General features: G+C 35.7%; 23 protein-coding genes. 22 read left to right on the top strand and 1 reads right to left on the bottom strand.

The features are described from left to right. Positions 1-128: 128 nt before the first annotated feature. The 20 genes from ACFSTE_RS15860 to ACFSTE_RS15765 all read left to right on the top strand — a co-directional run bounded on the left by ACFSTE_RS15860 (position 129) and on the right by ACFSTE_RS15765 (position 18,190). A complete protein-coding gene (locus ACFSTE_RS15860; RefSeq protein ID WP_378256735.1) occupies positions 129-317 on the top strand; it encodes a hypothetical protein in 189 nt (62 codons plus the stop codon). A gap of 33 nt (positions 318-350) precedes the next feature. Then, on the top strand, positions 351-1,001 hold the full coding sequence (locus ACFSTE_RS15855; RefSeq protein ID WP_378256733.1) for an antA/AntB antirepressor family protein: 651 nt from the start codon (positions 351-353) through the stop codon (positions 999-1,001). Positions 1,002-1,028: 27 nt separating this feature from the next. Beyond that, a complete protein-coding gene (locus ACFSTE_RS15850) occupies positions 1,029-1,175 on the top strand; it encodes a hypothetical protein (protein WP_378256731.1) in 147 nt (48 codons plus the stop codon). Beyond that, positions 1,162-1,350 (top strand): hypothetical protein, encoded by a 189-nt coding sequence (locus ACFSTE_RS15845; protein ID WP_378256729.1) that lies wholly within the window; start codon positions 1,162-1,164, stop codon positions 1,348-1,350. Before ACFSTE_RS15850 ends, ACFSTE_RS15845 begins: the two co-directional genes overlap by 14 nt. Before the next feature lie 41 nt (positions 1,351-1,391). Continuing rightward, positions 1,392-1,532, top strand: coding sequence for a hypothetical protein (locus tag ACFSTE_RS15840; protein WP_378256727.1), 141 nt, complete (start codon positions 1,392-1,394; stop codon positions 1,530-1,532). A 1-nt stretch (position 1,533) separates the two neighbouring features. Continuing rightward, entirely contained in the window at positions 1,534-2,103 is a 570-nt protein-coding gene (locus ACFSTE_RS15835; RefSeq protein ID WP_378256725.1) for a terminase small subunit, read from the top strand. An 80-nt stretch (positions 2,104-2,183) separates the two neighbouring features. Then, a complete protein-coding gene (locus ACFSTE_RS15830) occupies positions 2,184-3,635 on the top strand; it encodes a phage terminase large subunit (protein WP_378298271.1) in 1,452 nt (483 codons plus the stop codon). Positions 3,636-3,641: 6 nt separating this feature from the next. Beyond that, positions 3,642-5,012: a phage portal protein gene (locus tag ACFSTE_RS15825; RefSeq protein ID WP_378256723.1), complete on the top strand. Its 1,371-nt coding sequence runs from the start codon at positions 3,642-3,644 to the stop codon at positions 5,010-5,012. A gap of 307 nt (positions 5,013-5,319) precedes the next feature. Continuing rightward, the gene (locus tag ACFSTE_RS15820; protein WP_378298269.1) at positions 5,320-5,958 is read left to right on the top strand and encodes a hypothetical protein; all 639 of its coding nucleotides are present in this window, start codon (positions 5,320-5,322) and stop codon (positions 5,956-5,958) included. Between the two features lie 14 nt (positions 5,959-5,972). Next, complete coding sequence (locus tag ACFSTE_RS15815) at positions 5,973-6,335, top strand: hypothetical protein (protein WP_378256717.1); 363 nt, start codon at positions 5,973-5,975, stop codon at positions 6,333-6,335. 6 nt (positions 6,336-6,341) lie between these two features. Continuing rightward, positions 6,342-7,601, top strand: coding sequence for a major capsid protein (locus tag ACFSTE_RS15810; protein ID WP_378256715.1), 1,260 nt, complete (start codon positions 6,342-6,344; stop codon positions 7,599-7,601). A gap of 2 nt (positions 7,602-7,603) precedes the next feature. Beyond that, on the top strand, positions 7,604-8,170 hold the full coding sequence (locus ACFSTE_RS15805; RefSeq protein ID WP_378298267.1) for a hypothetical protein: 567 nt from the start codon (positions 7,604-7,606) through the stop codon (positions 8,168-8,170). Continuing rightward, entirely contained in the window at positions 8,170-8,676 is a 507-nt protein-coding gene (locus ACFSTE_RS15800) for a hypothetical protein (protein ID WP_378256712.1), read from the top strand. Before ACFSTE_RS15805 ends, ACFSTE_RS15800 begins: the two co-directional genes overlap by 1 nt. A gap of 15 nt (positions 8,677-8,691) precedes the next feature. Beyond that, positions 8,692-9,552, top strand: a complete 861-nt coding sequence (locus ACFSTE_RS15795; RefSeq protein ID WP_378298265.1) for a hypothetical protein — start codon at positions 8,692-8,694, stop codon at positions 9,550-9,552. A 5-nt stretch (positions 9,553-9,557) separates the two neighbouring features. Next, on the top strand, positions 9,558-9,746 hold the full coding sequence (locus ACFSTE_RS15790) for a hypothetical protein (protein WP_378256708.1): 189 nt from the start codon (positions 9,558-9,560) through the stop codon (positions 9,744-9,746). Next, positions 9,697-10,164 carry a hypothetical protein gene (locus ACFSTE_RS15785; protein ID WP_378256706.1) on the top strand — a complete coding sequence of 156 codons (468 nt, stop codon included), beginning with the start codon at positions 9,697-9,699 and terminating at the stop codon, positions 10,162-10,164. The genes ACFSTE_RS15790 and ACFSTE_RS15785 overlap by 50 nt, the downstream gene beginning before the upstream one ends. Beyond that, positions 10,164-10,727, top strand: a complete 564-nt coding sequence (locus ACFSTE_RS15780; protein ID WP_378256704.1) for a hypothetical protein — start codon at positions 10,164-10,166, stop codon at positions 10,725-10,727. Before ACFSTE_RS15785 ends, ACFSTE_RS15780 begins: the two co-directional genes overlap by 1 nt. Continuing rightward, on the top strand, positions 10,711-14,808 hold the full coding sequence (locus ACFSTE_RS15775; RefSeq protein WP_378256702.1) for a phage tail tape measure protein: 4,098 nt from the start codon (positions 10,711-10,713) through the stop codon (positions 14,806-14,808). Before ACFSTE_RS15780 ends, ACFSTE_RS15775 begins: the two co-directional genes overlap by 17 nt. After that, positions 14,808-17,015 carry a hypothetical protein gene (locus ACFSTE_RS15770; protein WP_378298263.1) on the top strand — a complete coding sequence of 736 codons (2,208 nt, stop codon included), beginning with the start codon at positions 14,808-14,810 and terminating at the stop codon, positions 17,013-17,015. Before ACFSTE_RS15775 ends, ACFSTE_RS15770 begins: the two co-directional genes overlap by 1 nt. Next, the gene (locus tag ACFSTE_RS15765; RefSeq protein ID WP_378256698.1) at positions 17,012-18,190 is read left to right on the top strand and encodes a hypothetical protein; all 1,179 of its coding nucleotides are present in this window, start codon (positions 17,012-17,014) and stop codon (positions 18,188-18,190) included. The genes ACFSTE_RS15770 and ACFSTE_RS15765 overlap by 4 nt, the downstream gene beginning before the upstream one ends. Here ACFSTE_RS15765 and ACFSTE_RS15760 read toward each other — a convergent pair whose 3' ends face one another. Further along, positions 18,191-18,388, bottom strand: coding sequence for a hypothetical protein (locus tag ACFSTE_RS15760; RefSeq protein WP_378256696.1), 198 nt, complete (start codon positions 18,386-18,388; stop codon positions 18,191-18,193). A gap of 143 nt (positions 18,389-18,531) precedes the next feature. On the opposite strand from ACFSTE_RS15760, the gene ACFSTE_RS15755 reads away from it, so the two are divergent. After that, the gene (locus ACFSTE_RS15755; protein WP_378256694.1) at positions 18,532-20,055 is read left to right on the top strand and encodes a hypothetical protein; all 1,524 of its coding nucleotides are present in this window, start codon (positions 18,532-18,534) and stop codon (positions 20,053-20,055) included. An 11-nt stretch (positions 20,056-20,066) separates the two neighbouring features. Beyond that, positions 20,067-20,282, top strand: a complete 216-nt coding sequence (locus ACFSTE_RS15750) for a hypothetical protein (RefSeq protein WP_378256692.1) — start codon at positions 20,067-20,069, stop codon at positions 20,280-20,282. The last annotated feature ends 104 nt before the right edge of the window (positions 20,283-20,386 follow it).

Genomic DNA, 20,386 nt, shown 5'->3' with positions numbered 1-20,386 from the left:
TCTTTTTGAAAACACACGTAAAGATCTATTTCGATTTTTTCGACCTAGACACGCACGACTCACGGCATGAGTGCGAGCTAACAGAACAATCTTGCGTTCTTGACATCCACCATATTCAAAGACGGGGAATGGGTGGCAATCCTGCTATGGATAGAATCGAAAACCTAATAGGTATAAACAGAAAAGACCACGAATACCTAGGAGAAAAGAACCACTTCAAATCAATGCTTTATCGGAAACATATGAAACACCTAGAGAGAAGCGGTAAGCCATATGATAAAGCTTGGATTATTCAGCAAATAGAGAAATACGATTAGATAAACCAATCATCAATATTCAACCTCTTTACAATGAAACATTTAATTGAGATTAAAAACAAAAACGGAAAACAAGTTGTTTCCGCAAGAGAGCTTTACGAGTTCTTAGGCTACAATTCTTCACAATGGAAAAGGTGGTACACTAAAAACATTGTCAATGATGATTTTTTTGAAGAAAATACTGATTATCAGACCCTCGACATTATGTCGAACGGTAATGCAACTAAAGATTTTGCTTTATCAATAGATATGGCGAAAGAATTATCAATGCTATCAAGAACTCTAAGAGGCAAACAAGCAAGAACATACTTTATTCAAATAGAGAAAAAATACAGCTCTACAAACAGAATTGCAGATCCAATGGAGCTAGTAATCCAAATAGCCCAAAATAGTATTGATTTAAGGAAGAAACAAGAAGCAATTGAGCAAGACGTTTCGGAGATAAAAGAAGATTTAAAGGTATTAAAGGAGAAAAACGAAACAAACCCTAACTTCTTCACAGTAGTTGGTTACGCTACGTTATTAGGCAGGAAAATAAATTTAGAGTTCGCAAAGAAAATAGGTAAAGAGGCTTCCAAGATATGCAGGGAAAGGAATATTGAACCATCAACAATTCCTGACCCGCGTTTTGGAAGAGTTAAAACATATCCAAAAGAAATATTGGAATCAATTATTAAACAATAGATATAGATAACAGAAAAACAAACACCTATGAGCCAAGAAATCCCCAGACAAGTAGCTCAAGACATTAAAGAAAGCCTATCAAAGGCATTATCTGAAATAACTAAAAAACACCCTCAGTACATCATAAACGTAAACATAGATATTGAAAAGCTCAAACCACATGAACTCAATTAGCATATACAAACACGGAGACAAAGTGTATCATAAAGCAGATGAGGCACAGGATCCAAGAATTGTAACAGGAATAGTATTAAGACCAAATAACGAGGTAACATATCTAGTAACAACAAAAGATCACGAAGTAGAGTGTTATGATATGGAGTTAACAAAAGAGAAATCATACGTTTAATACCTGACGAACCAAGCCAAAAGAAGCAAAATAAAAAAGACTTGAAAAGTAACATACAAAAGACAATACACCTACAGCTAGGATTAATCGCTATAAAGCTAAATAGAACAAGTATACGATGCAAGAAAACACGTTTAGCATATCAAGCATTAGAGCTGTTGGGTGAATTAAAAGACGGATAGAATGAAACTAACAAAGAAGCGAGAAAAGTTTTGTAAAGAATACGTAAAGCTAGACAATGCATCAGACGCCTATAGAAGATCGTATAACGCATCTAAGATGTCTAACAAAACAATTAATGAGTGTGCCTCTAAGTTACTAGCAAACCCCAAGATAGCCGCAAGGGTAAGTGAATTACAAAGAATAGCAGCAGAGGTAGCTGAGAAGGAATTCAGGATAGATTCGAAAGAACTTCTTAATCATTTAAACATACTAAGAAAAAGCAGCATAGACGAATACATTGACTTTGTAGCAGAAGAAGAAAAGGACGAACAAGGAAATCATAAGATGGTACACAAATTAAAGTTCAAACCTTTTAATGAGCTTACAAAAGATCAATTAATGTGTATTGAGTCTATCAAAGAAGGGCGTAACGGGATAGAGCTGAAATTACATGGTAAGGATTGGACCATAGATAAGATAGCAAAGCACATAGGTTTCTATGCGGAGCATAATTATCAGAAAAACAATGATCTAAGCAAGGAAGAAAGAGAAAAACGCATTGCTGTATTAAAAGAGAAATTGGGAAAATAAATTTTGTCTCCATCGCATGCGAAATGTTGACTCAGTTCCTACAAATAAAGGCTTTTGTAAAAACTAGATTGATATAAAATTTGGAATTAACGGATAATGAAATACTAGAATTAGAGCGGTTGTTGGTAGAACAAGAAATAGACCTTTTAAAAGAAGGACTTACTGTGTTTAACAATAAAACCAACCCGAACTATATTCATTTGTATGATTCTATTAATAGTCAAATAATAGACAAAGAAGGTGATTTAATAGAAGGCTACAGTGGTTCGATAATGGAAGGCAGTTCAAGAAGCGGCAAAACATGGAGTTGGATTTTTATAATAGTTTATTTAACCACGATTAAGCATAAAAATGAATCTATAAAAATAAATGTCTACAGAGAACACTTTGCTGACTTCAAGAAGACTTTGTTTGATGATTTTAAACGAGTTCTTGATTTGTTTGGGTTACCGAATAAGTTTCATAACGCTGAAAGAGTGGAGAGCTTTAAAATAGATGAATCGACAGTTCATCTATTGGGATGTGATAAGTTAAAAGGGAGTGGGCACGGAAGCGGGTGTGACTATGCTGTATTTAATGAGATGATGTTCATCGATAAAAAAACTTACTTACAAGCAGTAAAAAGATGTAGAAAGTTTTGGATCGGTGACTACAATCCAAGTTTCACGGATCATTGGGTTTTCAATAGCGTAATAACCAGACCAGATGTGTCATTTATTCAAACAACATTTAAAGACAACCCTTTTGTATCTGCTAAAGAAAAAATAGAAATACTTGCTACTGAACCTTATTTACCTGGGAGTTACGAGGTAACAGAAGACTCTATTCTTTATAAAGGAAAACCGGTAACAGATAAAAACCAGCCACCACCACACCCAACAAATATAGAAAACGGCACAGCAGACGAATTTGAATGGCTAGTGTATGGCTTAGGGTTAAGAGGAGCCATGAAAGGAGTGATATTTAAGCAACTAAATTGGATAGATGAGTTTCCAGATATTGCTTATACATACGCTAATGACTTCGGCTTTACTTCTGACCCTAATGCTTTAGTTAGATACGCAGAAGACGAGAAGAATATCTGGTTTGAACTACTAAGTTATACACCAATAGAAACGGTTGATGAATTGGATGAATACATGACAACCATAGGTGTTGAAAAAGACACGCTAATAACATGTGATAGCTCAGACAAACATACTAGTGAAAACAAAGGTACGGTTGAGATGGTGAAAGGGCTTAAAAATAAAGGATGGAAAGCAAAGAAAGTAAAAAAGAAAAGATCTGTAATGTATTGGATACTTTCTATGAAAAAAAAGAAAATACACTGTGTAAAAAACAGGTTTTGGAAAGATGTGAAAACCGAAAGAGAAAATTACAGGTTCAAAGAAGTGCAAGGTATTCAAATTAATCAGCCAATTGATAAGTATAACCACATATGGGATGCAGTTAGATATGGACATATTGCACACAATACACAAGTTGAACTGCCGGAACCAAAGTCTTTAAGTGAAATGGGGATAAATTATTAAAAGAGAATGGAAATAAAAACAAAAAGCGATCACGCTGCAATATTAAAAGCATTAAAGGCTAACGGAAAAGACAGGGATAAAATAGAAGATCTCATGGCTGAGTACAAAGATATCGATAGAAACCTAAGGGATTCGCAAGTAGATAGAATTCAAAAGGATAAAATAGTTGGAGACAAAAGAAAGATAGTAAGAGGTGTAAGACTGCCAATACCATTCCAGCATAAAATAGTCAATACAGCAACAGCTTTCGAGGTAGGCGCTGGGTCTACAATAACTCCGGAGACAGAGAATGCTTTATCTGAATTTGTAGTTCCTCTATGGAAAAAGCTAAGATTAGACGATAAGATACAGCAGGCAGTTTCTTTAAGGAAAAGTGAGCTACAGTGCGCCTTGTTGTTTTGTTTCGAGGCACCTCAAAAAAGCACGCTATACACCAAACTTACAGGAGCAAACAAAGGTAAAACGCCAAAGTGCAGAGTACTTGAAAACAAGAACGGTAACATGTACCCGTATTATGATGCTTTTGGAGGTATGAAAGCTTTTACTTGGGAATTCAAAGAAATAATTGATGATAAAGAAAGATCTTCTACATGGGTATATACTGACACAAAAATTCATAAATATCAAGAAAACATTTACCTAGGTTCAGAGATACATGGCTTTAGTAAAATACCGATTGTATACACAGACCAAGACTATGTTGAGTGGCATGTTGCAAAGAAGTTAATAGACAGAATCGAAGTTTCATTATCAAAACTCGCAGCATCCAATGATTACGCTGGGCATCCACTTTTATTATTATATGGTGATGTCGATGGAGCGCCAAATAAAGATGAAGATGGAAAAGCTTTTCATATACGTCCAACTAGGGATGAGGAAGGAAAAGTTATCTGGGGGGATGTTAAGTTTTTGGTTAATGAGCAAGCACCAGAGGCGGCACGTCTTGAACTAGACAAACTCGAAAAATTCATTTATTCATTAACATCCACGCCTGATATATCCTTTGACAATATTAAAGGTCTAAGAGCATCAGGTGTAGCAATACACCTTATGTTTTTAGACGCTATGATAAAAGCAAGGATGAATGAGGGAAGAAACCGAACAATGATTGAAAGATCCTTAAACATCTTAAAGTCAGGAATCACAACAACGACAAAAACATCACTAAAATATCTAGAACAAGACACGACTTTTGATGTAACATTTAAGAGTATTATCCCGCAAGATATAAACAACACAGTGCAGACAGTAGCAACAGCTATAGAAAGCGGTTTCGCAAGCAAATTAACTGGTGTTAAGATGGCGGGTCTAACAAAAGACATCAAAGAGGAGATTGAATTAATCAAGAAAGACCAAGAATCAGTTAATAATGATTGATGAAGTAATAAGAATAAAGAAGGAATACAGGGAATACATGGTACGGAATCCAGAATTACTACAAAATAGAAAGCAATATATAGAGTGGGTAATTCAACACTATAGCAAAACAGAACCAACTAAGCAGATTACCACAATCGTGCGCGAGCTTTCCAGATGGCATTTATTTGTAAGTGAAAGATCTATTTGGAGAGAATTAAAGAGTTAATCAAAAATATCACTGACACTACGGAAACACGTAGCCTAAATGTTTTACTAAAGAGTTGATCAATACTACTTTAGTCGTAATTAGATCGATAAATTAATTATGGCAGTAGAAGCAACAAGAATCAAGGAAAGACTTAAGGAATTATTTCCTAAGGCTAACTTATCTACTAAAAGGCTAGACGCGATAGCGGAAAGACTTAAAAACAAACCAGACGACAATGCAACCGATGAGCAAGTTGATGAAATCATCAAAACAGCTAACGACTTTCATTCATTTGAAGAAATAGCAAGAGATGATGACAAAATGCGAACATTGGAAGCAAAATCAAAGGGAGAGACAAAGCCAACACCGGACCCAATACCAGAACCAAGAAAGGAAGAATCGAGCAATAAACCTGAGTGGTTAGATGAGATATTGGAGAGTAACAGAAAACTTGCGGAAAAAATAGAGGTATTAGAGAAAGGAAAAGCGACTGAAGACAAGAAAGTGTTGGCAAAAAAAGCTTTCGACGATTCAGAGGTATTTAAAGCATTAGCCCCTGGGCTAAAGGAAAGATACCTGAATCGCTTCAACCTAGATTCTGATATTTCTTTTGAAGATCAAGTGAAAGACTTCGAGCAGGAATACACTGATCTTGTTCAAGGATATGCGGATTCAAGAGATATTTCTGGAGCACCTCCGGTTGGCTCAAGCAATCAAGAAGCGACTGACGCTGAAGTTAATGATATCGTAGGATAAACAAATAATAAATAATGGTAATTAATTTAGGACAAGTTAAAGAAACATTCGAAGGTGGACCTTGGGATGTGGCTATCAAAAAATACATCCACGGTATAGAAGGGGGTGTGGGGCTTGATGTAACAGGATGGGAAGATAAATATATCTACACAGGTCATGGAGTGATCAAGGAAGAAGGAGTGTATAAGCCACAACCAATAGACGGAACAAAGGAAGATCTCTTAATTGGAGTAGTGGCATCAACAACCAGAACAGCAGTACCATCAGCAGGAGTAATGACGGTAGGAGTAATCAACAATGCAGCGGTTAAATATCCTTTTACGGATAAAGCTCTTGCTGTTTTACAAAGAGAAGGAATACAAAACCAAGAAGACTAAGAAATAATGTTTAAAGATTTAATAAAAAAATATTTCCGTAAGGTAATAAAAAGATATTACGAACAAATAGCAGGAACAAAGGAAGATCAAACATACCTTCATGATGAAATGCTAGATGAAGAATACTCCCCGGATATGACTTTCGAGTCTATCTCTGGAAGATTTACACGAATAACTGCTGATGTTGTTGCTTATGATTCACCTTTACCGATTAAGCGTAGAGGTGCTATATCTGCCGCCAGTGGAGAAATACCAAAGTCGGGATTAAAATTTCTTTTAAATGAAAAGCAAATGAATACGCTTATCATCTTAACGAAATTCCCAGGCAGAATTAAGGAATTAATAAGAAAGTTATTTGGTGACTCTAAAAGTTGTATTCTTGGTATAAAAGAATTAATGGAAGAAATGTTCTTAATTGGACTGTCCAACGGAGCGACTCTAATAAAAGAAGAAAAGAACACAGGAACAGGAGTTCGCGTAGACTACAATATTCCTGACAGTAACAAGTTCGGTGCTACTGTTAAATGGAGTAATCCAGAAGCTCTTCCTTTAGATGACATCCAAAGAGTAGTAAGCGAGTCTGATAATATTGTAGACACTATTTGGATGGATGCCGGGACAGCGAGACTGCTTAAAACAAATGACCAGATGAAGCAAAATTTCGCCTTCAATCTGAATATACTTTCTGACAAAATACCAACCTTATCAAATAACCAACTGTCGGAGTATTTTGCTACAAATCTTGGTCTGCGCTTAAGAATAATAGATAGAGCCTTTAGGAAGCAGAAAAACGGGAAAACAACAAGGGTTAAGGCTTGGAAAGAAAACATGATCGTTTTTACAAGCGGATCAAAAATAGGTAGTTTAGCGTACAGTACTCTTGCAGAAGAGGTGCTGCCAACGGAAGGGGTAAGTTACACTAAACCAAACAAGTATATTCTGATTAGCAATGAAGGAACTACTGATCCAGTAAGCAGGAAGACAACAGGGCAAGCGATCGCAATACCAGTTCTTCAGAATGTAGATACTATTTTCTATTTAGACACAGAAGAGGCAGAGACAGATGAGCAGACAGAAGGCGACGACATAGTAACTTACAAAAACGCTAACTATCCTAAGCAAGTCATCGTTGATGGGTTAAACAAAGCAGATGATAGCGTAAATGCAAAAATCACCAATAAGGACATCACTTTGCTAAATAAGATCAATTCTCTTTCTCAGGAAGGAATAAAAATATTTGAACAAGCAATCGCAAACACTAGGTAAGTATGTATAGCGATGAAGCAATAGCGTCTCTAATTGATAGGATAGGATTCGGCAGTTCTCACGAGGTATCGATTGATACCTCTAATGCTGTCGGAACTTCCAAGAGGTTATTCTCTTCTTTCCATAGCTTGGTTTCAATTCATAATCTCTATGAGACAACTGAAATAGTCGACATGGAAAGTGTACCTTTTAATGAGTATTTAAAACAATTAAAAACTGACACTGTTTATTTTGTTTTAGGGAGAATACTGGATACACATGAAGATTATCAGTACGAAAAAGATTACTCTAAGTTAATCATTGAAAGACCTCAGATATTTGATGACGCAATAGGCTACAGAGTAGCATGTAAATCAATTGAGCAAATGATTAGCACAAACCGACGAAACGCAACAGTTCGCCAAGCTGAAGGAGCCTATCAAGCACTTAAGATAGAACTAGAAGGGCTTAAGGTTGATGGCGATGTGAGGTCGGTAGGTATTAAGAGTGATTTGAGAAACGCCATACGCAAAGCTCAAAAGGTCATATTTCCAAAAAGAATAATTATTGATAATGCAAAAATTTGGTAATGAATCATGTAAAAGATAACCCGGTAGGTGTAGATGTACTCATCCAAGAACTACAAACCAAGCTATATGAAAGACTTTCTTTTGAAAATATAGAGGGATTTGGTAGAGTGTATTTAGACGAAAGACATGATTCAATAGTGCCGGTGCATTATGCAGGTAACGGAGAGCATACCGAAGTGCTTATTGATGATAGATACACGCTTAGGTATTTCTTTGTAGAGAATGAGACCACAGAATCTCAAATGACAATGAGCGCTACCGAAGTTGATATAATATTCTTGGTTAACCTTGAAAAAGCCTATCCAGATATAAAACATCGGGCAGATGAAGAATTCAAGAGAGAGATATACCGATTGTTTAGAAAAACAAGATTTTTTTATCTATCAAAAATGACAATCACAAAAGGGAAAGAAGCATTAGAAGATTTTAAACACAACCTAATTGATATGCAGCCTTATCACTTCATAAGATTTAGAGGCGAGATAAAGTATCAATTAGATCATTAAAAACACAAAAACGTAATGATATTACTAGAAAATAGCTCGTCAACAAAAACGACGCGCAATACAGGGAAAGGAAAGCAGGATTTGTTTGAAGAAACTATTAATTATGCCTTGACAAAGGATAATTTTGGTTTTAATTCTGTGGAAGAAGCTAAATCAAAATCAGCATGGGACACTGCTAAAATGAACAAAGACCTTGCTGTGATGTTTAGTGTGGAAGGTTCGGAGCTTTCAAATTCTGAAGCTACATATTATGAGTCTAGGACAATGAAGATTGAAACCAAACAAGCTAGAAAAGGACTAAAAGCAAAACACCACCTAGACATGCATAGTCACGCGGCTTTAAAGTCATTCTCAAATAGCGGATACACACGTGTCATAGAGTTCACCAGAGATGGTAAAATCAAAACAGAATACCAAAATGGAAAAATAGTTGGGCAAAAACTAAGTGAATTTATCGTAGGAATGATGCAAGAGCCAGTTATTGGGGGTGACCCAATGACAACAATTGCTGAACTAGTGTACAAGGATTACAATTCGTTTGAACATAACGCACACGTTTTGATCCCTGATTTTGATCTAGGGATATACGAAGGGATCTATGATGTGCGATTTAACATTATTGAGTCTGATCCTGCAAACATAAAAATGTCAGCATACACTCTAGATGGTAACGCTGTGGATAATCTACAGATTTCGGATTTTGTCATGAAGAACACAACAGGCGATAAGCAGATTATCGACGCAATGTCTTTCTCAGAAGAAGAGCAAGCCTACGTCTTAACTGGTGCTTTTATGCCAGGAACAATCGAAACCAATGGAGTAATTGTACAGTCTAACATTATGTATGAAGGTGCAAGGATCGATCTTAATTTATAGAAAAAATGAGAACATATAAGAATATCACATTCCGGGAAGGAATAGAATTGTCTTTCTCGGAATTTAAAGACAAATACAAACTACACCTATCTGGAATGACAGAAGAAGAAAAAAAAGAAGCACATAAAGTAGCAACAAACAAAAATGCCAAACTTTCTGCAAGTTCAACAAAAAGCAATAAAGTTAACACCTGAGAAGGTTAGAAAGGACTTATTTAAGTTCATTCGCTCTTTAGAAAGCTATTTAGCTGAACTTAACAGAAAACAAATTCATGAGAAGTCACAAGATGTCAACGGTAACCCCTTAGGTTTTTATTCTCCAGCAACAGAATTTATCACCACAAACAATTTGTTATTAGGAAAAGGTGGTAAAATCAAAAAAGCAGGAGATCCTTACGATTTAAAGGACACAGGTGATTTCCTTAACAATTTGTTCGTAAAGGTTGATTCTGACAGTGTTTTTTTTGATACAAAAGACCCCAAAAAACAAAAAGTATTAAAAAACCTACTGTCAGACGATCTTTTCGGTTTGAGTGATAAAGAACTAAAAAAGGTGATAGACAAGAAGATATCACCTTTTCTTTTACAATACTACAAAAACAATCTACTCTAATGATATACGATTCAGTTGATACAGTGCCCGCTAAAATATACTTCAAAATACTTGAAACAAACGACCTTTCATTGTTAACAACAGGACCGGCAAGTGAATCCGAATTACAGGAAGCATGGAGTAAAATAGAGAAGGAAAACAGCTCCAATACAAAAGAAGAAGATAAAGCAACAGATCTTATAAAGAAAATAGAAGGGTTAGAGGCAAAATATGAATCAATAAAGCTTGCGATAAAATATCTTCATAAAGAGAATGATGATGAGTTAATAGATCTACTCAAAGGATATGGCTATATGTTTACCGGAAACATGACCAAGGATTTAAATACGATAACTAGGGAAAGTAAGGCACTTAACATTATAATTAAAAGACTACAAAAGAAACTACCGAAACAAAAAATAGAAAACAAGCCTACTTTCGATATGATTGTACTTAGCTGCGCAGCTATTAATGGATTAGGCTTTGTCGACACTAACACAATTACATTATCACAATTCAATGCGCATGTTGAAATTTCCAATCAAAAAATAGAAGCACTACAAGCAAATGGCGAAGGGAGGTAAAATACAAGAACCAGATATTGTAGAAAAAAAAGTCTATGATATCGGAAAAAAGTTTGCTCGTAGCTTAGATCCTGCAATTAAAGCAAATGAGCAATGGCGTGATTCTTTTAAAAAAGTAAAGGAAGCAGCTCTGGAATACGCAAAGATTGAAAATGAATTCCGTTCTGCCAAAGGTAGAAATGAAGTTCTGGAGGTCAAAAAGAAAGAGATAGAGTTAAGAAATAAAGCTACAGCAGCGGTCAAGCAAGAGAAGGAAGCTTATCTAAATTTACAAAAGGCTAAAACAGAGAAATTACGTCAAGAGAAATTAGCAATTGAAATAGAAAATAAGCTAACGAGAGTCAAGAAAAAGAACATAAAGCTAACGATAGAGGAAAAAGTTAAAAACCAAGCGTTAGCAAAAATCAAAAAGTACCAGGCAAGAGCGACCTTAGGTCTTGTTGGTCCCTACGAAAAGCTTAACAGAAAACTAACAGAAGCAAGAAACAAAGCTAAAGATGTAGGTGTTGCATTTGGGGAAACATCGAAACAATTCAAGAAAGCGCAACAAGAAGTAATTAAACTAGATGCCCGTCTTAAAAAGCTAGACCAAGCTCTAGGACAGAGCCAAAGATTTGTTGGTGAATACGGAAGAAACCTATCGCAATTAAAAGGGATATACTCATCACTTGTAAGTGCGCTTGGCTATACTGGTGGTTTTATAGCATTCACACAAGTTTTATCCAACAGCTTTAAAATAATAAGGGAATTTAGCAAAGAGATGGCGAATCTTCGAGCTATTACACGATCTGACGCTAAGGAATTAGAGGTGTTAGCTAGAAAACTTGGGGAAACCACTGTGTTTACTGCTAATGAGGCAGCTAAAGCAATGAGTCTTTTGGCAATGGCAGGATACAACACAAATCAAATACTTAAAGCAACACCAGAAGTATTGAACCTCGCAGCTGCAGGAAATATATCACTAGCTAAAGCTGCGGATATTGCATCAAACGTTCTTTCTGGGTTTGGGTATTCAGCCGACAGAACAAACGAAGTAGTTGATGTTTTAGCAAGAACAGCCACAAGCACAAATACAAGTATTGAATCCTTAGGAGATTCATTCAAAGAGATTGCTCCAACAGCAAGGAATTTAAAAATACCAATGACCGAAGTGTCTGGAGCTATAGGGATACTAGGAAATTCTGGAATAAAAGGTACAGACGCTACAAATTCACTAAACACTGCTTTAAACCGTTTGTCAAAACCAACTAAGAAAATGCTCACCAAGATGAAGGAGTTGAACCTTCAATTCTTTGACTCTCAGGGCGAATTTATTGGGTTAACCAAAATGGTGGAACACTTAAATGAAAGGTTCAAAGGGTTAACAACAGAGCAAAAGGCGGCAGCAATTGCAACTTTATTCGGAGCACATGCTAACAAGCAGATGACATCTCTTGTCAACGGACAAGTAACCGCAATGATAAATAATAAAGAAGTTATTCTTAAAGGAGCAGACGCTTTAAAATATTTAACTAAAGAGTATGAGCACTCAGAAGGAGCAGCTAAGAGAATGGCAGATACTCAATTGGATTCACTGGATGGTGCATTAAGATTATTAAAGTCTGCCTGGGAAGGATATGTGTTAGGTGTAGATGAGTCTTCAGGAGCTAGCAACAAGCTAAAGGTGATACTTGTTTATTTGGCAAAAAATCTTAAAAATATAATAGGAGCAATAACAACTGCTGCTGCAATTTGGCTTGCTTATAAAGGTGTGATCATTACGTACGGACTGGCGCAAAAGATAGCAACAGCTGCAACAGTAGCGCACAGAATAGCAATTGTTGCAATGAATAGAGGTGTCATGTCAGCAGTCCGTTCGATGAAAGCGCTTAAGGCATCACTTATAAAGTCAGGAATGGGAATTGCTTTGGTCTTAGTTGCATCACTTGTCTATGAGCTAAGTAATTTAGGTAAGTCTTATAACGCGGTGGCTTCTGCACAAAAATTAGCAGCAAAAAATACAATCAAAGAAAAAAGCAATTTAGAAAGCTTGATTAAAATTGCAAAAAATGAAAAAATAAGCAAAGAGGAAAGAGAAAAAGCGATTAAAAAGATTAACAAATTAAGCCCGGAATATTTAGGGAATATTACGCTAGAAACGATCAATACTAAAGAGGCTACAAAAGCAGTTGAAGATTACATCAAAGAGTTGGACAGGAAAGCATTAGCTCAAGCACTTTCAGAAAAGAAAACAGAACTTATGAAAAAGCTTGTCGATGCCGAAAACATTGTTGTTGGTGAAAATGTCAACCTATGGGATCAAACGGCTGCCGCGATAAAAACTGTTGGTAACGCAACAGCGTTTACTGATAATGTTCTGAATAAATCGATCGATAAAAAAAATAAAAAGATTAAGGATTTAAAAGAGCAAATTAAAACACTTGACAGCACACTAGTTAATTACTTAAAGAAAGGGAAAATATCATTAAGTGAAGAAGGAACACCAGCCAGAAAGACCACAGTTAATGCTAAGAAAGACACTTCAGAGAAAAGCGAAAAAGAAAGGAAAGAGATTGAAAAAAGAATAGCAGAAGACACAATCAGTCTTGTTGAACATGTTAAGAAACAAAGAATTGAAGCAGCCAAAAGTATTTTTGAAAATGAAAAATATTCTATTGAAGAAAGGCAAGAAGCTTTAAAAAAGCAGATTGAAGCTGAAACCGATTTAATAAACTTCCAGACCGAAGTCAAGTTAAGAAAGATTAACTATGCTACTAACGAAGAACTTAAAATTATAGCAGCAGGGGGAAGTCGTGCAATTGCACTTAAGGAAGAGATTGCTAAACGGGAATCAAGCGCCAGACTTTTGATCGAAAAACAAAAACAGTCAGCTTTAAAATCTCTGGATCTAAAAAGAGAAGAAGGACAAGATAAGCTTGAACTTGAATATATAAAAGAACAAGCAGAGCTACAGAAAGCAATAACAGAAAAAGCCTTGTCAGAAGAGATAGCTTCAGAATATCAGGCTTTTAAAAACAAGGAAGGTATATATAAGGACGCAGTAAATGCTGTAGAAGAAAGAGAAAAACGCATTGCTGAAATAAAAAGACGATATGCTATAAAAGCCTTAGAGGCTCAGATTGATGTTATTGAAAAACTTCTGGATAATGAAGAGTTAAGCGCAACTAAAAGAGCAGAGTACGAGCAAAAACTAGCCAAGGCGAAGTCTGATTTAGCAGAAGCATCAAATAGCGGAGATGATGACTTAAATTTAGAAAAGAAAAAGGAATTCTACGAAGAAGTTGCGCAGAAAGCAGGAGAAATATTAGACGGATTAGGAAACGAGGTTTTTGATTCACGAATTGCTATGATAGATGAAGAAATAGCAAAGAATGACGAGAAGTATGATAAGCTTTTAGAAAACGAAAACTTGACAGAAGAGGAGCGAAAGGGGATCGAAGACAAACGAGAAAAGGAAAGAGAAGCGTTAGAGGCTAAGAAAAGAAAACAACAAAGAAAACAGGCTATATTCAATAAAGCACTTGCTGCATCAGAAATAGCAATGAACACAGCAAAGGCTTTGATTGGAATATGGGCAGAAGTTCCAAAAGTGGACTTTGGTGTTTCAGCGGGACTAATGACAGCCTTTGTATCATCTCTTGGAGCTGTGCAATTAGCAACAGTTGCAGCTCAGAAAATACCTCAATACGCTAAAGGAACAGAGCATCACCCAGGAGGAGATGCTTTGGTTGGAGAAGAAAGACCGGAAGTGATTCTTGAACCGGGTAAAGATGCTTACGTTGTAAGTAAGCCAACAATATTAGATCTACCAAAATCAACAAAAGTTGTTCCAAGCATAGAAGCGTATAACAAATTAATGAGCGCAGCCATATTGACAAATCTTGAAGTTAAACAAAAGAAACTAAACGACTTTCAAGCTAGCATGGTGCTTAATAATAATTACAATGAATTGCTTAATGAGATGAAGAAAAATACGGAAGCAACAGAAAAGATAAAAACAAATGTAATTGTGAATCAAACGCCGCCACCGGATATAGACCACCAGTGGTTTAGGCTACAAAATAATAATTGGCAAGCATAATGGGAAATATTAATCCAGCTTATTTTGACAGAGTAAGATACATCTTGTATCATGATAAATACGGTAGATCCGTTATTCCAGAGCCTATTGGTTGGAGAACTGATGAGAAAGAATACTCTAGAAATCTTAAGTACAGTGGTGTAATTGCGAAATTCTCAAATAACCTAACCTTTATTGGAACAGCCAAAGACTATTTGCTGCAGATCGATGAGATGGAGGGGATTGAAGCAAAAGTAACCTTAACAAGAGAAGAGAGAAATCATCAAACAGATTTTTGGGAAGAGTCATACACCGGAGAGTTAGACATGTCAACCATTAAAGAAAAGGAAAGTCAGGTTTCATTGAAATTCAACTCTGGAGGGCTTCACCAAATTCTCAAATCAAAAGAAAGTGAAAAAGTAGAAATCGAAAGACTAACTACACTTGATGGGAGACCAATATCAGAGTTGAGTACAGAAAGAGTTGAACTAGACGGTAAAAGAATTTTTCTTTCTTCAACTATGTATGTTCCTACAACAGACAATACTGCAACAATGAGGAATTCCACAAACGGGAACACTAGAGGTATGACTGTTGGTGTTCCGTTAAAGGTAAAGAACAGATCTCATGAACACTTAAAGTCTGTACTCCCTAATACTACCATCGGTGATAATTCTCATGAAAGAAATGCAAAAGGAAACGTGGGAAATATGTTCTTTTACAATGCAGACAGGGAGAGGAAATTAAAAATCAAAATAAACCTAGTTTTTGATATTAATTACCATCTTGATGATACCAGGTGGGCAGAATACAAGGTTCTATTAAGCTCATACCAAAACGGAGCAAGCTTGGATTTCAAAAAGCACGAAGATGAGATGTTGTATTTAAATAAGGCAGGTATTATTGAAAGAGGACCATTTGAGCTAACTTACGAAGGAGAGATAACGCTTAATGAAGGAGAAAGCTTGGCTCTACATTTTAACCAATTAATGGACGGGCAAAATGGGCATAATGCAATCATGCAAACCACGGCATATGACATTGAATGTGATATTACGATTGAAGAAGACAGCGAATTCAAATCTACAAAGTCAGAAGTAATACTTGCACATGAGCTAGGGAGTAGATTAGCGCATATAATCACAGGAAGTACAGAAAACTTCCACAGTGAAGTATCAGGAAGGAAAGAAATAGGCTATAAAGAAGATGGAGAAGCTTCATATTTAGGTATGGCACATGGTTTTTGGTTGCGTCAATTTACAGGAAGAGACAGAACAGAGCAAAACAAATACAAAGGCTTTGCAACATCTTTTAGAGATTATTTTGATTCTTTAGACGCAGTATGGAATCTAGGAATGGGCATAGAAATGTATAGAGGAAAAGAACGTATTAGAGTAGAAAAAGAGAGCTATTTTTATCAAAACGTTGTGACAATAAGACTACCGAACGAAGTATCTAATTATCAAAGAACACGAGCTAAAGAATATTGCTATTCAAGTATAGACATAGGCTATGCGAAAGGTTGGGAAAACGAAGAAGCAATGGGATTAGACGAATATAACGCAAAAACAACGTTCCAGACATGTATTACACGTGTGTCTAAATCTTATACTAAAATATCAAAGTATCTAGCAGGGGTATACCCAATGGAATTCGCGAGAAGAAAACCACAAAAAGATTACCCTACAGAAGACCATAGATATGATAAGGAAATATTCTTGTTGGATATGAAAAAAGTTAAACCCGATGTTTATTCTCTTAGAAAATGGCAAGATGATTTTTCTGAAAAACCTAAAGGAGTTTTCAGTCCTGAAACAGCTTCAAATCTCAGGCTTTCACCAATAAATATCCTTAAAAGGCATGGAGATGTTATTTCTCCTTGTTTAGACAAGTATCCGGAAAAATATATAAGTTATGGAAGTTCGGAAGGAAACAGCAAGCTGGTGACAAAAATGAAACAAAACAATGAACATGCTGAAAACGGAAGAATACTTAATTCTGAACTAAATAGACCTTTGTATACTCCTGATTGGGTAGAATTCGAACATGTTGTCGATTCCAGAATAATGAAACAAATTGAAGGAACAACACTTGTTCAAGGCAAGCAGGTGCCAAATTTTTATGGGCTAGTTGAGTACAAAAGAAAAGGAAAATACGAAAGAGGCTTTTTGTTTAATTGCAAGCCAAACGGAAAAGGAAAATGGAAACTATTAAAAGCTTATAAATGAGTAAAAGAAAAGTAGTACATATATCAAAGCAGAATTCAATCCGCTTTGCAGAAAGAATAGATTGGGGGGTGTGCGGAAACTACAAAACAGAGAACAACACACTAAGTCATGAAGAAAACGTGTATCTTCCTTATACAGAAATACAGCAATTTCAAACATGCGACTCTCCGATTACTCAAATAAAAACAAATTACAAGAACCAAGAAGCTTTTATTGTAGATCGTAACGGAGATGAAACCCGGCTAATAGTTGATCAAATAACAAGCAATCAGGAAATAAAAGACGCAAGAGATGGTATACTAACAGGGATTAACCAAAGAGCGGCAATCTATTTTACTTCCGGGAAAACATATGATTACGATACAGGTGTTGAGAAAGGAGTGTTCGATCTAAATGGAAAATTACCACCTTACGCCATTATTGGAAACTACGTTTCTTTCTTTTATGTTGAGCAACGTTATTTACCTATTATAGATATAGTATATAGTGATAGAGATAAAGCTTACGCAATGGTATTTGACCTATTTCATTTAGACCCTGAAGAAACACAAAAGATCAAGTGTATTTACGATAGGTTAGATTATGAGGTATTTGAATTTACAACTAATATGGCTCCATATACTAATCAAGAAATAAGAGTTAAAATTGAGCTTTCTGATCCTGAATTTGGAGCAAGGACATTTCTAAGCGAATTAATATCTGTAAAGAATTATCAAGAAAACACATTTGAATTAAGAGCAAAGAGCAGTACTAATAATGACATGTATTATTATTCAGGTATTGAAAATAAAATACGTCCTAGTGTCAGACAAAAGAGTGCTAAAGTTCTCGACACCCAGGAATTACATAAAACAGACACTTCCTCATTGTTATTAGATTCAGAGGTATATGAGTTGATATATTTAGCTCTAGAGCCTGTAACTACAGGGATGATGAGAAAAATCGTTCAACTACTCTCTTTAGATGAAGTATTTATTGACGGAGTACCTTGTGTCAAAAATGAATCAATTGATGTTTCAGAAGTGTTAGGTGAAACTAATCTTTATATAATAAAAGCTACAATGTTGATCTCAAGAAACACTACTCAAAGCGTACCGTCAGGAAGTGACTTCTTTGGAGACTTATCGGAAGTCCCGTCACTTATTGATTCGGATGAAGGGTTTATTAAACAATAATCATTGTTTAAGTCTATCAAGATCATCTTTAGTAATATGAAGATGGTTGTGAGTAGTGTAGTTGTTTATAGTAGTCGGGGTATTATCGATATTCCCGGAATACCCTTTTTCGGTGTCATTAAATATTGAGTTACCAGCGTTCTTTATAATCTTCGAAACTATAACAAAAGCACCGATTGCTAATAGTATTATTTCCATAATATAAATATACAAAAGCTTGATATAGGATGAAAGAAATTTCTAAACGAAATATCACTGACACTACGGAAATAGAAACTAAAACAAAAGTATTAATCTGAAACAGAGCAATATTTTTACAAAGCAAATGTAAATGACTATAAATGAGTTTCCCGGAGGTAATAGAAAGATTAAAGCTATTGACAGAGTACTTAAACAAGCTAGGTCAAAGAGCAAGAAGTATCAATGAATTACCCAGGCAAATCACATTCAATCCAGAATCACTTATTCATGTTTGGAGTAACGGAAAATCAGAAAGTCTTGAGATAAGCGAGATAAGTCAACCGGCGATTAATATTGTTTCTAAAAACACAAACATAAAAGATAAACCAGTGCAAAGTGGTACGCTGCATGATCGTTTTAGAGATGTTTACAGAAATACATCTCCCTGGGTAAAGTCAACATTTAGTAGCGTACCTAACCAAACTACGCCTTTAACAGAAATTAATCCAACAACAAACTACTATTATCTTGATACAACAGACAACGGAACAAGGTACCGTTACCTGCTAATTAAAAATGAATGGTATGCCAGTCATAACGATGTGTCGTTTTTATTGCGTGAAAGCGCCGGTTCGTATTTTAAAATAGTTCTTACACAATATTTTGGTAACGATAAAGATGTGTACGATAGGACTTTACTTAATTGTCTTATAAAAAACGATCCGCGAGAATTGATTTCTGGATATAAAGCGTTTCCAATTCATACTAGTGGAGTGATAACAATAAATAGTGGTGTTCTTGATGCATGGGTGAGTCAGAATATTCAAAGCGGAGGAGACTTTACCACAGTTGTAAATGGTGAACGAGGGCAGCAAAAACCTATATCCGCAGCAGGGATTCATAACAAAATATTCCAGCTCATAGGAAACACACCATTTAATAGACAAATTAAATGTAGAACGCAACAATACAACAACATAGAAGAGTTAATCTATGATTCTCCCATAATAATCAGTCCTGACCCATCAAATACGATGTTGTTCATTAGTAAAGGGTATTTATCTAACACAGGCAGTTCGAGCTTGGGAACACTATTAAGCCACAGAAACCAGATTGTATCCATCAATATATATTCCAGAACAGATCCGTATGATCTTTTAGCAAATAGAATAATCAATTGCGAGATTAGTACATCATCTATTGAAGTGACAGGTCTTGATCCGGGATATAAAGCGTTTAAAGTAGTAAGAAATAATGGGATAAGTGATTCTGCACAAGTAAGCAATTGTATTGTTTGCGTTGACGCAATAGTATCAAGTACAACTCATAGGTTCGAGAAAGAATACATAGATACTGATTTCATTCAAGACACTCCTTTGGAATTACTACCGGCTCCAGGAACAGATATTCTTTACGATTACAAAAGTATAGTTGTAACACAAAAACTAACCACTGCTTATCAAGGAGGAGATACGATTGATTTTAAAACAGGGACTATAGCACCTGTTACTCCGGCGCAGATGCAACTAAGCTCAGGAGGCAGTCATGTATTTAAATGTCTTCCACAGGCGGTTCAAGGTAATGATATGATCAATAAGCCGCTTACAATGTCCGTACAAATCGGGGCAACAGGCGGTAAAGGAAGAATAAAAGTAATTGTTGAATATAACGTAATTCGACTTTAACCCCATTAATAATGAAAACAGAAAACACTATGAGTACAATTGCACTTGCTGTTGCTAGTCTTTCTATGATTGATGTATTAAATATTGGAATAGCGGTGTTAATCGGAATAACAGCAATAGCTCTAAATATTAGAAAATATCAGGCAGAAAGAGCAAGAGAGAGAAAAGAAGTAGCAGAAAAAAAACTATTGGACCATCAATTAAGTGAATTAAAAAATGAAAAGTAGAACAACCAAAGGAATATTAACGGTTTTAGCGATTGTCTTTGCTTCAATGGGAGTTGTGAATCTTACGGATTCACTCCCAAAAAACGAGACAAAAAAATACAGGA

This window comes from Aquimarina hainanensis, from assembly GCF_042684685.1.
GTDB classification, from domain to species: Bacteria; Bacteroidota; Bacteroidia; order Flavobacteriales; family Flavobacteriaceae; genus Aquimarina; species Aquimarina hainanensis.
Note: the sequence above shows the minus strand (reverse complement) of the source record. Positions and strands in the feature narration are given on the sequence as shown.

Excerpts from the sequence above, each read along its gene's own strand:
- ACFSTE_RS15785 (WP_378256706.1), top strand. The coding sequence starts at position 9,697 with ATGCCAAACTTTCTGCAAGTTCAACAAAAAGCAATAAAGTTAACACCT.
- ACFSTE_RS15855 (WP_378256733.1), top strand. The coding sequence starts at position 351 with ATGAAACATTTAATTGAGATTAAAAACAAAAACGGAAAACAAGTTGTT.
- ACFSTE_RS15795 (WP_378298265.1), top strand. The coding sequence starts at position 8,692 with ATGATATTACTAGAAAATAGCTCGTCAACAAAAACGACGCGCAATACA.
- ACFSTE_RS15860 (WP_378256735.1), top strand. The coding sequence starts at position 129 with ATGGGTGGCAATCCTGCTATGGATAGAATCGAAAACCTAATAGGTATA.
- ACFSTE_RS15810 (WP_378256715.1), top strand. The coding sequence starts at position 6,342 with ATGTTTAAAGATTTAATAAAAAAATATTTCCGTAAGGTAATAAAAAGA.
- ACFSTE_RS15750 (WP_378256692.1), top strand. The coding sequence starts at position 20,067 with ATGAAAACAGAAAACACTATGAGTACAATTGCACTTGCTGTTGCTAGT.
- ACFSTE_RS15775 (WP_378256702.1), top strand. The coding sequence starts at position 10,711 with ATGGCGAAGGGAGGTAAAATACAAGAACCAGATATTGTAGAAAAAAAA.
- ACFSTE_RS15755 (WP_378256694.1), top strand. The coding sequence starts at position 18,532 with ATGAGTTTCCCGGAGGTAATAGAAAGATTAAAGCTATTGACAGAGTAC.
- ACFSTE_RS15820 (WP_378298269.1), top strand. The coding sequence starts at position 5,320 with ATGGCAGTAGAAGCAACAAGAATCAAGGAAAGACTTAAGGAATTATTT.
- ACFSTE_RS15845 (WP_378256729.1), top strand. The coding sequence starts at position 1,162 with ATGAACTCAATTAGCATATACAAACACGGAGACAAAGTGTATCATAAA.
- ACFSTE_RS15790 (WP_378256708.1), top strand. The coding sequence starts at position 9,558 with ATGAGAACATATAAGAATATCACATTCCGGGAAGGAATAGAATTGTCT.
- ACFSTE_RS15800 (WP_378256712.1), top strand. The coding sequence starts at position 8,170 with ATGAATCATGTAAAAGATAACCCGGTAGGTGTAGATGTACTCATCCAA.
- ACFSTE_RS15805 (WP_378298267.1), top strand. The coding sequence starts at position 7,604 with ATGTATAGCGATGAAGCAATAGCGTCTCTAATTGATAGGATAGGATTC.
- ACFSTE_RS15825 (WP_378256723.1), top strand. The coding sequence starts at position 3,642 with ATGGAAATAAAAACAAAAAGCGATCACGCTGCAATATTAAAAGCATTA.
- ACFSTE_RS15770 (WP_378298263.1), top strand. The coding sequence starts at position 14,808 with ATGGGAAATATTAATCCAGCTTATTTTGACAGAGTAAGATACATCTTG.
- ACFSTE_RS15760 (WP_378256696.1), bottom strand. The coding sequence starts at position 18,388 with ATGGAAATAATACTATTAGCAATCGGTGCTTTTGTTATAGTTTCGAAG.
- ACFSTE_RS15765 (WP_378256698.1), top strand. The coding sequence starts at position 17,012 with ATGAGTAAAAGAAAAGTAGTACATATATCAAAGCAGAATTCAATCCGC.
- ACFSTE_RS15835 (WP_378256725.1), top strand. The coding sequence starts at position 1,534 with ATGAAACTAACAAAGAAGCGAGAAAAGTTTTGTAAAGAATACGTAAAG.
- ACFSTE_RS15815 (WP_378256717.1), top strand. The coding sequence starts at position 5,973 with ATGGTAATTAATTTAGGACAAGTTAAAGAAACATTCGAAGGTGGACCT.
- ACFSTE_RS15850 (WP_378256731.1), top strand. The coding sequence starts at position 1,029 with ATGAGCCAAGAAATCCCCAGACAAGTAGCTCAAGACATTAAAGAAAGC.
- ACFSTE_RS15780 (WP_378256704.1), top strand. The coding sequence starts at position 10,164 with ATGATATACGATTCAGTTGATACAGTGCCCGCTAAAATATACTTCAAA.